This is a genomic window from Pseudomonas sp. PSE1(2024) (assembly GCF_050990555.1).
Lineage (GTDB): Bacteria > Pseudomonadota > Gammaproteobacteria > Pseudomonadales > Pseudomonadaceae > Aquipseudomonas > Aquipseudomonas aphyarum.
Genome location: NZ_CP158967.1, coordinates 5,013,181 through 5,027,460, shown reverse-complemented (window position 1 = coordinate 5,027,460; position 14,280 = coordinate 5,013,181). Strand labels below are relative to the sequence as shown.

The 14,280-nt window shown below is 59.0% G+C and carries 17 protein-coding genes and 1 tRNA gene; all 18 read left to right on the top strand.

Annotated elements, in window-relative coordinates; all coding sequences use genetic code 11:
• The first annotated feature begins 303 nt into the window (after nt 1-303).
• The 18 genes from ABTV87_RS22845 (at nt 304) to ABTV87_RS22760 (ending at nt 14,043) form a co-directional block, all read left to right on the top strand.
• The gene (locus tag ABTV87_RS22845) at nt 304-774 is read left to right on the top strand and encodes a Dps family protein (protein WP_007951212.1); all 471 of its coding nucleotides are present in this window, start codon (nt 304-306) and stop codon (nt 772-774) included.
• A gap of 243 nt (nt 775-1,017) precedes the next feature.
• Nucleotides 1,018-1,365: a ribbon-helix-helix domain-containing protein gene (locus ABTV87_RS22840; RefSeq protein ID WP_007951211.1), complete on the top strand. Its 348-nt coding sequence runs from the start codon at nt 1,018-1,020 to the stop codon at nt 1,363-1,365.
• A gap of 113 nt (nt 1,366-1,478) precedes the next feature.
• Nucleotides 1,479-1,700, top strand: coding sequence for an FmdB family zinc ribbon protein (locus tag ABTV87_RS22835; protein ID WP_007951210.1), 222 nt, complete (start codon nt 1,479-1,481; stop codon nt 1,698-1,700).
• A gap of 108 nt (nt 1,701-1,808) precedes the next feature.
• Complete coding sequence (gene aspS, locus ABTV87_RS22830) at nt 1,809-3,584, top strand: aspartate--tRNA ligase (RefSeq protein ID WP_007951209.1); 1,776 nt, start codon at nt 1,809-1,811, stop codon at nt 3,582-3,584.
• 124 nt (nt 3,585-3,708) lie between these two features.
• The gene (locus tag ABTV87_RS22825; RefSeq protein ID WP_003227527.1) at nt 3,709-4,455 is read left to right on the top strand and encodes a YebC/PmpR family DNA-binding transcriptional regulator; all 747 of its coding nucleotides are present in this window, start codon (nt 3,709-3,711) and stop codon (nt 4,453-4,455) included.
• A 101-nt stretch (nt 4,456-4,556) separates the two neighbouring features.
• Nucleotides 4,557-5,084: a crossover junction endodeoxyribonuclease RuvC gene (gene ruvC, locus ABTV87_RS22820; protein ID WP_007951206.1), complete on the top strand. Its 528-nt coding sequence runs from the start codon at nt 4,557-4,559 to the stop codon at nt 5,082-5,084.
• Between the two features lie 114 nt (nt 5,085-5,198).
• A complete protein-coding gene (gene ruvA / locus ABTV87_RS22815; protein ID WP_007951205.1) occupies nt 5,199-5,807 on the top strand; it encodes a Holliday junction branch migration protein RuvA in 609 nt (202 codons plus the stop codon).
• Nucleotides 5,808-6,869, top strand: a complete 1,062-nt coding sequence (gene ruvB / locus ABTV87_RS22810) for a Holliday junction branch migration DNA helicase RuvB (RefSeq protein ID WP_085606616.1) — start codon at nt 5,808-5,810, stop codon at nt 6,867-6,869.
• A 127-nt stretch (nt 6,870-6,996) separates the two neighbouring features.
• Nucleotides 6,997-7,464, top strand: a complete 468-nt coding sequence (ybgC, locus tag ABTV87_RS22805) for a tol-pal system-associated acyl-CoA thioesterase (protein WP_007951203.1) — start codon at nt 6,997-6,999, stop codon at nt 7,462-7,464.
• Nucleotides 7,454-8,149: a protein TolQ gene (tolQ, locus tag ABTV87_RS22800; RefSeq protein ID WP_007912733.1), complete on the top strand. Its 696-nt coding sequence runs from the start codon at nt 7,454-7,456 to the stop codon at nt 8,147-8,149. The genes ybgC and tolQ overlap by 11 nt, the downstream gene beginning before the upstream one ends.
• Before the next feature lie 23 nt (nt 8,150-8,172).
• Entirely contained in the window at nt 8,173-8,625 is a 453-nt protein-coding gene (gene tolR, locus ABTV87_RS22795) for a protein TolR (RefSeq protein ID WP_162130475.1), read from the top strand.
• On the top strand, nt 8,625-9,704 hold the full coding sequence (tolA, locus tag ABTV87_RS22790) for a cell envelope integrity protein TolA (RefSeq protein ID WP_085606614.1): 1,080 nt from the start codon (nt 8,625-8,627) through the stop codon (nt 9,702-9,704). Before tolR ends, tolA begins: the two co-directional genes overlap by 1 nt.
• A 17-nt stretch (nt 9,705-9,721) precedes the next feature.
• Nucleotides 9,722-11,002, top strand: coding sequence for a Tol-Pal system beta propeller repeat protein TolB (gene tolB / locus ABTV87_RS22785; protein ID WP_162831782.1), 1,281 nt, complete (start codon nt 9,722-9,724; stop codon nt 11,000-11,002).
• A 52-nt stretch (nt 11,003-11,054) separates the two neighbouring features.
• Nucleotides 11,055-11,552: a peptidoglycan-associated lipoprotein Pal gene (gene pal, locus ABTV87_RS22780; protein ID WP_003178634.1), complete on the top strand. Its 498-nt coding sequence runs from the start codon at nt 11,055-11,057 to the stop codon at nt 11,550-11,552.
• Between the two features lie 6 nt (nt 11,553-11,558).
• Nucleotides 11,559-12,398: a tol-pal system protein YbgF gene (ybgF, locus tag ABTV87_RS22775; protein WP_007951199.1), complete on the top strand. Its 840-nt coding sequence runs from the start codon at nt 11,559-11,561 to the stop codon at nt 12,396-12,398.
• 164 nt (nt 12,399-12,562) lie between these two features.
• Nucleotides 12,563-13,210, top strand: a complete 648-nt coding sequence (queE, locus tag ABTV87_RS22770) for a 7-carboxy-7-deazaguanine synthase QueE (protein ID WP_433898402.1) — start codon at nt 12,563-12,565, stop codon at nt 13,208-13,210.
• Nucleotide 13,211: 1 nt separating this feature from the next.
• Nucleotides 13,212-13,904, top strand: coding sequence for a 7-cyano-7-deazaguanine synthase QueC (queC, locus tag ABTV87_RS22765; protein ID WP_007951197.1), 693 nt, complete (start codon nt 13,212-13,214; stop codon nt 13,902-13,904).
• Between the two features lie 63 nt (nt 13,905-13,967).
• Nucleotides 13,968-14,043, top strand: a tRNA-Lys gene (locus tag ABTV87_RS22760).
• Nucleotides 14,044-14,280: the final 237 nt, after the last annotated feature.

Below are 14,280 nucleotides of genomic sequence, written 5' to 3'. Positions count from 1 at the left end.
TGACTCACGTTATGACGGCTCACAAGGAAGAGCTGAAGGCGCACGGTTCGCTTCGGAACAATAAAGAGGCGTTGGACACGTGCCCGGCATCAGCCTATGCGCAGGCCCGGAAAACGGGGCGTAGCGACACACTGCCTATTTAACAGCAAAGCCTGCGGCTACTCAAATCACGCCGGCCAGCGGCAGCGTGTGGGGCGATTTGTCGCTTCTATCGGGTCGATACGGGGGCTGCGATGCGAGGGAGGCCTTGCTACAGTGAACCGACACCTGCTGGATGAATTCAATCGCCGTTAGGGGGTAAGCATGGCAATCGATATCGGTATCAGTGAAGAAGACCGCAAATCCATCGTCGAAGGGCTCTCGCGCCTGCTGTCGGACACCTACGTGCTGTATCTGAAGACTCACAACTTCCACTGGAACGTCACCGGGCCGATGTTCCGGACCCTGCATCTGATGTTCGAGGAGCAATACAACGAACTGGCCCTGGCGGTGGACTCGATTGCCGAACGGATCCGGGCGCTGGGCTTTCCGGCGCCGGGCGCGTACGCGACCTATGCGCGCCTGTCTTCTATTAAGGAAGAGGAGGGCGTGCCGAGTGCCGAGGACATGATCAAACAATTGGTCGAGGGGCAGGAAGCGGTCACGCGCACGGCGCGGGGGATTTTCCCTCTGCTGGACAAGGTCAGTGACGAACCGACAGCCGACCTTCTGACCCAGCGCATGCAGGTTCACGAGAAAACCGCGTGGATGCTTCGCGCACTGCTCGAGGCCTGATGACGGAAAGCGCACGGATCCTTCGTTCGTGCGCTTTTCTCTTTTTTGCCCGGAAAAATCATTCGCGACGGTAGGAAACAAGGAAGACGACCCGCCGCTCCATGATCCTCCGTATCGCGTTGGCTTATCCTACGTGGATGGTCAAAAAGTCATCTGGATCTGCCTTTGCACCTGCGCTTTTAATGAGGTCACAGGAACTCGCCTTGATCACAGGCGCAGAAATGGCAAAGGAGTGTCAGCGATATGGAAGGTGGAGACAGGCGAGGCGACATTGCTGTCGGTTTGCAGCAGGACAGATTCGGGGAGCCGTTTCTCGGCGGGTTCGACATGGCGTTGACTCGGCCGCTGTCCCGATCGGTACGCTTGAACGGGTTCGCGACCTGCATGCGGCTGGAGCAGGTTTACTGGAACATCCTGGGCCGGATGGCCGAGGACAATTGCTGTTCGGTCGGCACGTTGTTGTCCCGTGTCGATCGTGAAGTTCACCTGCGCCATGGCGGGGTGAAAAACTTCAGCGGTCTGGTGCGGGTGGTGTGTGTGGTGCATGGCCTGCGGGATTCTCCGGGGATGCACGACGCGGGTTGTCACTGACAAGACGGCCTGTGCAGTCTTCCGGCTGCACAGGCCGCATTTAATGGATATAATCCCGCTCTTTCGCCGCACAGCCCTGCGTGTGCTGGCAATCTGATTGCCGAGACAACCCCATGCCGATGTACGATTACCAATGTGCTTCCTGTGGTCATCAGCTGGAAGCCATTCAAAAGATCAGCGACGCACCACTGGTCGATTGCCCTGCCTGCCAGGCGCCGGAACTCAAGAAGCAGCTGTCGATGCCGGGCTTTCGCCTCAGCGGCAGCGGCTGGTACGAAACCGATTTCAAGACCGGCGCGAAGAAGAATCTGGCCGGTGGCGACAAATCTGACTAGGGTTCAAACCCAGGTCGAACGACACGCGCGAGTTTCCACACGTTGCACATTGCTTGAGTGCAGCGGGATCTCCACCGAATTTCGAATTACGAGAAGCGAACCACTACCATGATGCGCAGCCATTATTGCGGCCAACTGAACGAAAGCCTGGAAGGCCAGGAAATTACCCTTTGCGGATGGGTTCACCGTCGTCGCGACCACGGCGGGGTGATTTTCCTCGATATCCGTGATCGTGACGGTCTGGCCCAGGTAGTGTTCGATCCGGATCGCGCCGAGAGCTTTGCCGCCGCCGATCGCGTGCGCAGCGAATACGTCGTGAAGATCACCGGCAAGGTTCGCCTGCGTCCGGCCGGTGCCACCAACGCCAACATGGCGTCGGGCATGATCGAAGTGCTGGGCTACGAGCTCGAAGTGCTGAACGAGTCGGAAACCCCGCCGTTCCCGCTGAACGAGTTCTCCGACGTCGGCGAAGAAACCCGTCTGCGCTATCGCTTCCTGGACCTGCGTCGTCCGGAAATGGCCGAGAAGCTGCGTCTGCGTTCGCGCATGACCACCAGCATCCGTCGCTACCTGGACGAGAACGGCTTCCTCGACGTCGAAACGCCGATCCTGACCCGTGCCACTCCGGAAGGCGCGCGCGACTACCTCGTACCGAGCCGTACCCACGCCGGTTCGTTCTTCGCGCTGCCGCAATCGCCACAGCTGTTCAAGCAACTGCTGATGGTTGCCGGCTTCGACCGCTACTACCAGATCGCCAAGTGCTTCCGCGACGAAGACCTGCGTGCCGACCGTCAGCCTGAGTTCACTCAGATCGACATCGAGACCAGCTTCCTCGACGAAAAAGACATCATGGGCCTGACCGAAGGCATGATCCGCAACCTGTTCAAGGAAGTGCTGGATCTGGAATTCGGCGAATTCCCGCACATGACCTTCGAAGAAGCCATGCGCCGTTACGGTTCCGACAAACCGGACCTGCGTAACCCGCTGGAACTGGTCGACGTGGCCGATCAGCTGAAAGAAGTTGATTTCAAGGTCTTCAGCGGCCCTGCCAACGATCCGAAATGCCGTATCGCCGCACTGCGCGTTCCAGGCGGGGCGAGCATGCCGCGCAAGCAGATCGACGACTACACCAAGTTCGTCGGCATCTACGGTGCCAAGGGCCTGGCGTACATCAAGGTCAACGAGCGTGCTGCCGGTGTTGACGGTCTGCAATCGCCGATCGTGAAAAACATCCCGGAAGCCAACCTGAACGTGATCCTCGATCGCGTCGGCGCAGTCGACGGCGACATTGTGTTCTTCGGCGCTGACAAGGCCAAGATCGTCAGCGAAGCCCTGGGCGCGCTGCGTATCAAGCTCGGTCACGACCTGAAGCTGCTGACCTGCGAATGGGCTCCGATGTGGGTCGTCGACTTCCCGATGTTCGAAGAGAACGACGACGGCAGCTTCTCCGCATTGCACCACCCGTTCACCGCACCGAAGTGCTCGCCGGAAGAGCTGGAAGCCAACCCGGCTGGCGCTCTGTCCCGTGCCTACGACATGGTGCTGAACGGCACCGAGCTGGGTGGCGGTTCGATCCGTATCCACCGCAAAGAGATGCAACAGGCGGTATTCCGTCTGCTGGGCATCAACGAAGCGGAACAGGAAGAGAAGTTCGGCTTCCTGCTCGACGCCCTGAAATACGGCGCGCCGCCGCACGGTGGTCTGGCCTTCGGTCTGGACCGTCTGGTGATGCTGATGACCGGCGCCCAGTCGATCCGTGAAGTGATCGCCTTCCCGAAAACCCAGAGTGCTGCCGACGTGATGACGCAGGCGCCGGGTGTGGTGGATGCGAAGGCATTGCGCGAATTGCACATTCGTTTGCGCGAAACGCCGAAGGCCGAGTAAGACGGGCCTGAAGGCGCATCTTCGGATGCGCCTTTTTTCTTTCTGCAGTGATTGAAAACAAGATTTTTTTGCTGGCCGATGCACCTGCATGGCGGGCATTGTTCAAGAGAATTCGGAGCGAGTTATGGCAGGTCATTCCAAGTGGGCGAACATCAAGCACCGCAAAGAACGTCAGGATGCCAAGAGAGGCAAGATCTTCACCAAGTGGATCCGCGAACTGACCGTTGCGGCCCGTCAGGGCGGCGGTGATCCGGGCTCCAACCCGCGTCTGCGTCTGGCGCTGGACAAGGCGCTGGGCGCCAACATGAGCCGCGACATCATCGACCGTGCCGTGGCTCGTGGCGCCGGTGCGACCGAAGCCGACAACGTTGAAGAACTGACCTACGAAGGTTACGGCCCGGGCGGCGTGGCGGTGATGGTCGAGTGCATGACCGACAACCGCAACCGCACCGCAGCGGCTGTTCGCCACGCGTTCAGCAAGTGTGGCGGCAACCTCGGTACCGACGGTTCGGTAGCCTATCTGTTCGAACGCAAGGGGCAGATCAGCTTTGCACCAGGCGTTGACGAAGACGCACTGACGGAAGCGGCGCTGGAAGCCGATGCCGACGACGTGGTCAGCCACGAAGACGGTTCGATCGACGTGTTCACCTCGTTCACCAGTTTCTACGCGGTACGCAATGCCCTGGAAGCCGCTGGTTTCAAGGGTGATGACGCGGAAATCGTCATGCAGCCGACCACCAGCGCCGAACTGGATCTGGAGGGCGCGGAGAAGGTGCTCAAGCTGATCGACATGCTGGAAGACCTGGACGACGTGCAGAACGTCTACTCCAACGCGGACATTCCGGAAGACGTGGCCGCTCAGCTCGGTTGAGAGCGACTACGATTCAATGTGGGAGATTCCGTGTTTGAGGCTTACCCTCAAGCACGGGATCTCCCACATTTGTTTTTGTGTTTTTTCGAACCAGCAGGCTTATGACTTTAATTCTTGGTATCGACCCCGGTTCGCGCATTACCGGTTACGGCATTGTTCGCGATACCGGACGCGGCGGTTGCATCTATGTCGCCTCGGGTTGTATCCGCACCGGTGCCGGTGAGCTGCATGAGCGGTTGCAGATCGTCTATCGCGGCGTGCGGGAAATCATCCAGACCTACGGCCCGGTCACCATGGGCATCGAAAAGGTGTTCATGGCAAAAAACGCCGACTCGGCGCTCAAGCTCGGGCAGGCCCGTGGGGCCGCTATCGTTGCCGGCGCCGAAGAAAGCTTGGAGATCGCCGAGTACACGGCCACCCAGGTCAAGCAGGCTGTGGTGGGAACTGGCGCTGCCAATAAAGAGCAGGTGCAGATGATGGTCATGCACATGCTCAAGCTGACCAGCAAACCGCAAATCGACGCTTCGGATGCCCTGGCGATTGCCATTTGTCACGCCCACACCCGCTCCAGTCTGTTACCGCATGGCTTGGGAACGGCACGCAGTCGTGGCGGGCGCCTGCGTCTCTGATAGCATCAGCAGTCAATTTCACGGAATGTGGATTGCGCGCCTGGGTCGTCGGCGGTAAATCCATGTTCTGTCGGTCGCCAGCCCACGGCTGGCCAACGCTCAAGGATCTGAAACGTGATTGGACGCTTGCGCGGCACTCTGGCTGAAAAACAGCCGCCGCACCTGATTCTGGATGTAAACGGCCTCGGGTATGAGCTGGAAGTGCCCATGACCACCCTTTATCGTCTGCCGTCGGTCGGTGAACCGCTGACCCTGCACACCCATTTGGTCGTACGTGAAGACGCGCAGTTACTCTATGGTTTTGCCGGCAAGCGTGAGCGAGACTTTTTTCGCGAGTTGATCCGTCTCAATGGTGTGGGGCCGAAACTGGCCCTGGCCTTGATGTCGAGTCTGGAAGTCGACGAACTGATCCGCTGCGTGCAGTCCCAGGACACCTCGGCGCTGACCAAGGTGCCGGGCGTGGGCAAGAAAACCGCCGAGCGTCTGCTGGTCGAGCTCAAGGATCGCTTCAAGGCCTGGGAAACCTCGCCGGCCATGTTCGCACTGGTGCCGAACCAGCCGGACGGCCCGGCGCCGGTCAACACCGCCGAGAACGATGCGGTCAGTGCGCTGATTTCCCTGGGCTACAAGCCACAGGAAGCGAGCAAGGCGATTTCCGCGATCAAAGAGAAAGGCCTGAGCAGCGAAGACATGATTCGACGCGCCCTGAAGGGAATGATTTAAGTGATTGAAGCTGATCGTCTGATCGCCGCCACGCACAGCCCGCGTGAGCGCGAAGAAGTCCAGGATCGGGCGATACGTCCCGTCAGCCTGGCCGAATACATCGGCCAGCCGACCGTTCGCGAGCAGATGGAACTGTTTATCCAGGCCGCCCGTGGCCGTAGCGAATCCCTCGACCACACCCTGATCTTCGGTCCGCCGGGGCTGGGTAAAACCACGCTGGCGAACATCATCGCCCAGGAAATGGGCGTGTCGATCAAGAGCACTTCCGGCCCGGTGCTGGAGCGTCCGGGGGATCTGGCGGCACTGTTGACCAATCTTGAGCCGCACGACGTGCTTTTCATCGATGAAATTCATCGCCTGTCGCCGATCGTCGAAGAAGTGCTGTACCCGGCGATGGAAGACTTCCAGCTCGACATCATGATCGGTGAGGGGCCGGCGGCGCGTTCGATCAAGCTCGATCTGCCGCCGTTCACTCTGGTCGGTGCGACCACGCGGGCGGGCATGTTGACCAACCCGTTGCGCGACCGTTTCGGTATCGTCCAGCGTCTCGAGTTCTACAGCACCGCCGACCTGGCGACGATTGTCAGCCGTTCGGCGAGCATCCTCGGTCTGCCGCTGGATCCGGAAGGGGCGTTCGAGATTGCACGTCGTGCACGTGGCACACCGCGGATCGCCAACCGCTTGTTGCGTCGGGTGCGGGATTTCGCCGAAGTCCGGGCCAAGGGCCACATTACCAAGTCTGTCGCGGATCTGGCGCTGAACCTGCTGGATGTCGATGAACATGGCTTCGATCATCAGGACCGGCGTCTGCTGTTGACCATGATCGAGAAATTCGACGGCGGTCCGGTGGGCATCGACAGCCTGGCGGCGGCGATCAGCGAAGAGCGCCACACCATTGAAGACGTGCTGGAGCCATACCTGATTCAGCAGGGTTACATCATGAGGACGCCGCGGGGCAGGGTGGTTACCCGTCACGCGTACCTGCATTTTGGTTTAAACATTCCGACACGAATGGGCGAGATGCCCGTGGTAGACGAGTTTCTCGATGCCGTGGACGATTAATACACATTTATTGTCGATTTATTCAGCGTTTGTACTGTCTCAGGACGGTACTTTTGCGGTAAAGCCTTCGAACAATGAAAAACAGTTGCCTGGCCGGATTGGCAACCCGAGGAGTAAGCACTAGAGTATGCGCGCGCAAAACGGGCTTGAGCCATTCGCACATCGTTGTCGCGTTTATTACGAGGACACCGATGCGGGCGGCATCGTGTATTACGTTAATTACCTCAAGTTTATGGAACGGGCTCGAACCGAGCGGCTCCGGGAGCTGGGCTTTGCCCAGTCGGCGCTGGCCGGGGAGGACCTGTTGTTCGTCGTGCATTCCAGCGAAGCGCGTTATCACGCGCCGGCGCGACTGGACGACGAGCTTCTGGTAAGCGCTGATGTAATCGAATTGAACCGTGCCAGCCTGCGCTTTCGACAGCAGGTCAGGCGGGCAACGGATAATGTGCTGCTCTGCGAAGGGCAGTTTCTGGTGGCCTGTGTGCGCACTAACAGTTTGAAACCCCGGGCCCTTCCCGAAGACCTGCGTGCGGCCTTTGCCGACGCGGTCGGCACGGGTACACACTCAAAGCAGGAGATAAAGCGTGGAAGCTAACGTCGTCGACCATTCCTCCATGTGGAGCCTGGTCAGCAATGCCAGCATCGTGGTGCAGTTGGTAATGTTGACCCTGGTGGCCGCATCGGTGACCTCATGGATCATGATCTTTCAGCGCAGCAACCTGCTGCGCGCCGGTCGACGTGCCCTGGAGAGCTTCGAGGAGCGCTTCTGGTCGGGTATCGACCTGTCCAAACTCTATCGTCAGGCCGGCAGCAACCCGGATCCGGATTCGGGCGTCGAGCAGATCTTCCGTGCCGGCTTCAAGGAGTTCTCCCGTCTGCGTCAGCAGCCAGGCGTCGATCCTGAAGCGGTGATGGAAGGTGTGGCCCGTGCCATGCGTGTCGCCATCTCCCGCGAAGAAGAAAAGCTCGAGCAGAGCCTGCCGTTCCTCGCCACCGTAGGTTCCGTCAGCCCGTACATCGGTCTGTTCGGTACCGTCTGGGGGATCATGAACTCGTTCCGCGGTCTGGCCAGCGCCCAGCAGGCCACTCTGGCTACCGTGGCTCCCGGCATCGCCGAAGCCCTGATCGCCACCGCGATCGGTCTGTTTGCCGCGATCCCGGCCGTTATCGCTTACAACCGTTTCTCTGCCCGCAGCGAAACCTTGCTGAGCCGCTACTACACCTTCGCCGATGAATTCCAGGCGATCCTGCACCGCAAAGTGCACACCAGCGAAGAATAAGCAGGTATTTCCCGATGGCTTTAATCACTCGAGCCCGACACAAGCGCAAGCCGGTCGCCGAGATGAACGTAGTGCCTTACATCGACGTGATGCTGGTGCTGCTGGTCATCTTCATGGTGACTGCGCCGATGCTCAATCAGGGCGTGAAAGTGGATCTGCCCAAGGTTTCCAGCGAAGCCTTGCCGCAGGACAACAACACCCAGGTGCTGACCATTTCGATCAAGTCGGACAAGACCTACTACTGGAACCTTGGCAGCGAAGTCGACACCGAGAAGCAGCAGGACCGGGCCATGACCCTGCCACAGATGACCGACGCGGTGACCAAAATCATTCGCGCCGGCACTGAAGGCGGCAAGCGTACCCAGGTCTTCATCCGTGGCGACAAGTCCGTCGATTATGGCTCCGTCATGGGCGCCATGGGCGGGTTGCAGAAAGCCGGGGTCGGTAACGTTGGCTTGATCACCGAGGCGCCCTGATGCAGCAACAGCGAGAGCCGTCCGCCTCGGAAAGCTACTTCTGGCCTAGTGTCTGGGCGATTGGCTTGCACGTGCTGGTGTTCGGCATGCTGTTCGTCAGTTTCGCCCTGACCCCGGAGCTGCCGCCGGCCAAGCCGATTGTCCAGGCGACCCTGTACCAGCTGAAATCGAAAAGTCAGGCAACCACCCAGACCAATCAGAAGATTGCGGGTGAGGCGAAGAAATCCGCCGCGCGCCAGACCGAAGTCGAGCAGATGGAGCAGAAAAAGGTCGAGCAGGAAGCGGTGAAGGCTGCGGAACAAAAGAAAGAAGAAGCGGCTCAAAAGGCCGAGGAAGCCAAGAAGGCCGATGAGGCGAAGAAAGCGGACGAGGCGAAGAAGGCTGATGAAGCCAAGAAAGCCGAAGACGCGAAGAAAACCGCCGAAGCCAAGAAGGCAGAAGAGAAACAATTGGCTGATATAGCCAAGAAGAAAGCCGAAGAAGAAGCCAAGAAGGCTGCTGAAGAAGAGGCCAAGAAAGCGGCCGCTGAAGAAGCCAAGAAGAAGATCGTCGAAGACGCGAAGAAGAAAGCCGCCGAAGACGCCAAGAAGAAAGCTGAAGCTGAAGAGGCGAAGAAGAAAGTCGCCGAAGACGCGAAGAAGAAAGCTGCTGCCGATGCTGCGAAGAAGAAAGCGCAGGAAGCGGCACGTAAATCCGCCGAAGACAAAAAGGCTCAGGCCCTGGCAGATTTGCTTTCCGACACGCCGCAGCGCCAGCAGGCCTTGGCTGATGAGCAGGGCGATGAAGTCGCGGGCAGTTTCGATGACCTGATTCGTGCGCGGGCAGCGGAAGGCTGGGCACGTCCACCTTCGGCACGCAAAGGCATGACGGTTGTGCTGCAGATCGGCATGTTGCCGGACGGTACGGTGACTTCGGTCAGCGTGGCCAAGTCCAGTGGCGACGGTCCGTTCGATGCGTCGGCAGTGGCAGCGGTCAAGAATATTGGACGTTTGACGGAAATGCAGGGAATGAAGCCGAGCGATTTCGCTCCGTATCGTTCATTCAAGATGACATTCACACCTGAGGATCTAGCCTTGTGAGAAACCTTCTTCGAGGAATGCTGGTCGTGATCTGCTGCATGGCAGGGATCGCGATGGCGGATGAAAAGAACATTCTGGTCACCAGCGGCAGCGATCGGGCAACTCCGATCGCCGTCGTACCGTTCGGTTTCCAGGGCGGTGCCGTCCTGCCGGATGACATGGCTGAAATCATTGGTAACGATTTGCGCAACTCGGGCTATTACTCGCCGATTCCAAAGCAAAACATGATCAGCCAGCCAAGCCAGCCGAGCGAAATCATCTTCCGTGACTGGAAGGCGGTGGGCGCGCAATACATGATGGTCGGCAGCATCGCGCCGGCCGGTGGCCGTCTGCAGGTGCAGTGGGCTCTGTTCAACGTCGCCACCGAGCAGAAAGTGGCTGACGGCAGTGTGTCCGGTACCACCGAACAGCTGCGTGACATGGCGCACTTCATCTCCGATCAGTCGTTCGAAAAACTGACCGGTATTAAAGGTGCATTCTCGACTCGCCTGCTGTACGTCACAGCCGAGCGTTTCTCCGAGAAGAACACCCGTTACACCCTGCAGCGCTCGGACTATGACGGCGCCCGCGCCGTGACCCTGCTGCAATCGCGCGAGCCGATCCTGTCGCCGCGTTTTGCACCGGACGGCAAGCGTATCGCCTACGTGTCGTTCGAACAGAAGCGTCCGCGCATCTTCATGCAGAACATCGACACCGGTCGCCGCGAGCAGATCACCAACTTCGAAGGCCTGAACGGCGCGCCAGCCTGGTCGCCGGACGGCAATCGCCTGGCGTTCGTGCTGTCGAAAGACGGTAACCCGGACATCTACGTGATGAACCTCGGTTCGCGTCAGATCACCCGCGTGACCGCAGGTCCTGGCATCAACACTGAACCGTACTGGGGCAAGGATGGTTCGACCATCTACTTCACCTCCGACCGTGGCGGCAAGCCGCAGATCTACAAGACCAGCGCTGGTGGCGGCGGTGCCGAGCGTGTGACTTTCGTGGGCAACTACAACGCCAACCCGAAGCTTTCGGCGGATGAAAAGACCCTGGTGATGATCCATCGTCAGGACGGTTTCACCAATTTCAAAGTGGCGGCCCAGGATTTGCAGCGCGGAAGTGTAAAAATCCTCACTGATAGCACTCTGGACGAGTCGCCTACTGTTGCGCCCAACGGCACCATGGTAATCTACGCCACCCGCCAGCAGGGCCGGGGAGTCTTGATGCTCGTGTCCATTAATGGACGCGTGAGGCTCCCGCTTCCTACCGCTCAAGGCGAAGTCAGAGAACCGTCCTGGTCCCCTTACCTGAACTGACGCGGCGCTTTACGTTTTACTTAACACACTGGGGTTCATTAGGAGTTTCACGATGGAAATGCTGAAGTTTGGTAAATTTGCTGCGCTGGCTCTGGCCATGGCTGTAGCTGTAGGTTGCTCGTCCAAAGGCGGCGACAACGCCGGTGAAGGCGCTGTTGATCCAAACGCTGGTTACGGCGCAAACACTGGTGCAGTTGACGGTTCCCTGAGCGAAGAAGCTGCTCTGCGCGCAATCACCACCTTCTACTTCGAATACGACAGCTCGGACCTGAAGCCAGAAGCCATGCGCGCTCTGGACGTTCACGCCAAAGACCTGAAAGCAAACGGCGCTCGCGTTGTTCTGGAAGGCAACACCGACGAACGTGGTACTCGTGAGTACAACATGGCACTGGGCGAGCGTCGTGCGAAAGCCGTTCAGCGCTACCTGGTACTGCAAGGTGTTTCCCCAGCTCAGCTGGAACTGGTTTCCTACGGCGAAGAGCGTCCAGTTGCTACCGGCAACGACGAGCAGTCCTGGGCTCAAAACCGTCGCGTCGAACTGCGTAAGTAATTCGATATGCGAACGTGCCGTCGTGCTGTAACTGTTCTGGCTCTCAGCCTCGCGCCGCTTGCGGCGTGGGCTGCGGTTCCTGTGGTCGATGACAACTCCGGTTATAACAATAGCGGGAGCAGTTATCCGCCTGCAGGTTACGGTACGAACGGCGCCTATGCCGGGGGAGCGGCTTCGGCCCCTGCCTCGGCAAACGGCATGCTGTTCAACCAACTGCAACAAATGCAGGATCAGATATCGCGCCAGCAAGGCGTGATCGAAGAACTGCAGAACCAAGTTTCGCGCATGAAGCAAGAGTCCCTGGAGCGATACCAGGATCTTGATCGGCGCATAGGATCCGGCGTTGCACCTGCCGCGACTCCCGAGAATTCTTCTGCCGGTGGCGATGCAAGTGCTGCTGCCGGTGCCGCCGCTGGAGCCGGGGCTGCTGCTGCCGCCCAGGCACCTGCTGCGGGTGGCGAACCGGCTGATCCGGCCAAGGAAAAGCTGTATTACGACGCAGCTTTCGACCTGATCAAGGCCAAGGATTTCGACAAGGCCAGCCAGGCATTTGCCGCTTTCCTGCGTAAATACCCGAACAGCCAATATGCGGGCAACGCCCAGTACTGGCTGGGTGAAGTGAACCTGGCAAAAGGCGATCTGCAAGGTGCAGGTCAGGCTTTCGCCAAGGTTTCGCAGCTGTATCCCAAGCACGCCAAAGTGCCGGATTCGCTGTACAAGCTGGCTGACGTAGAGCGCCGCCTCGGTCATACCGACAAGGTCAAAGGCATTCTGCAGCAGGTGGTGGCCCAGTATCCGGGCACGTCCGCCGCGCAGTTGGCCCAGCGCGATCTGCAACGCATGTAACAGCTTTGACCCGTTTGGAAGAAACCCGCGCTTGTCGCGGGTTTTTTCGTTAGAATTCACGCCCTTTTATGAAACACGCTTCTGGTGATCTACGCGTTGGCGGGGTTGCCTGAAGTGCCTGACGGAGGCGGACAGCCTGTTTAGCTGTTACGCCCGTGGCGACTATGCAAGACACATTGAGAATCACCGAAGTTTTCTACTCGTTGCAGGGGGAAACGCGGACTGCCGGGCTGCCCACTGTTTTTGTGCGCCTGACCGGTTGCCCATTGCGTTGCCAATACTGCGACAGCGCCTACGCGTTCAGCGGTGGCACGATCCGTACCCTCGACGACATCCTCGAGCAAGTGGCCGGCTTTCGCCCGCGCTACGTCTGCGTCACTGGCGGTGAGCCGCTGGCACAGCCCAATGCCATCCCTTTGCTCAAACAGTTGTGCGATGCCGGCTACGAAGTCTCGCTGGAAACCAGCGGCGCCCTCGACATCTCGGCGGTCGATCCGCGGGTAAGTCGGGTTGTCGACCTGAAAACGCCAGACTCCAAAGAAGCCCATCGCAACCGTTACGAGAACATCGAACTGCTGACGCCCAACGATCAGGTGAAGTTTGTCATCTGCTCGCGGGAGGACTATGACTGGGCGCTATCGAAGCTGATCCAGTACGGTCTCGAGCGACGTGCAGGTGAAGTGCTGTTTTCCCCAAGTCACCACGACCTGAATGCTCGGGATCTGGCGGACTGGGTGGTGGCGGATAACCTGCCAGTGCGCCTGCAACTGCAGCTGCATAAATATCTATGGAATGATGAGCCGGGGCGCTGAGATGACTGAACAACTGAACACTAGCCAGAAACGTGCGGTAATCCTGCTGTCGGGTGGCCTGGACTCGGCAACTGTCGTAGCCATGGCCCGCGCTGAAGGCTACGCCTGCTACACCATGAGTTTCGATTACGGTCAGCGTTCCCACGCCGAACTGCATGCCGCTGCTCGCGTTGCCCGCGACCTGGGCGTGGTCGAACACAAGGTGATCGGCCTGAACCTGAACGGCATGGGCGGTTCGGCCCTGACCGACACCAGCATCGACATCCCGGAAGAGTTGGGCGAAGGTATTCCGGTCACTTACGTGCCGGCGCGCAACACGGTTTTCCTGTCGCTGGCCCTGGGTTGGGCTGAAGTGCTCGGCGCCCGTGACATCTTTATCGGCGTCAACGCAGTGGATTACTCCGGTTACCCGGATTGCCGTCCCGAGTTCATCGAGTCGTTCGAGCGCATGGCCAATCTGGCGACCAAGGCTGGTGTGGAAGGCAATGGTTTCCGCATCCAGGCACCGCTGCAGAACCTGAGCAAGGCGCAGATCGTCCAGGCGGGCGTGAAGCTCGGCGTTGATTACGGGCTGACCGTTTCCTGCTATCAGGCGGACGATGATGGCCGTGCTTGCGGCAAATGCGACAGCTGCCGACTGCGTGCAGAAGGCTTCGCGGCGGCCGGAATCAGCGACCCGACACCTTATTTTTGATTTTTTTCAAATTAGGTGTTGAATAGTCCTTAAAAATCAGTATTATACGCGCCACCACACAGCGGGTCGTTAGCTCAGTTGGTAGAGCAGTTGGCTTTTAACCAATTGGTCGTAGGTTCGAATCCCACACGACCCACCATATTTGGCGGTTTAGAAAATCCGGAAGGCCCACGAAAGTGAGGATTTCCGGGTTTTTTTTTGCCTGCGATTCGGGCATCCCTCCCTTCGTTTCTGCCTGCCGTGACGCAGGTCAGAATCATCTTTTGTATCAACGGGATATTCTGTAGCCTTGCGCAGCTTCAATGCTGTCCGTGCCTGATAATACTCACTCTCCCGGCGGTACCCTCAAGCGGTCCGGAGCCGGGTGTATACTCGA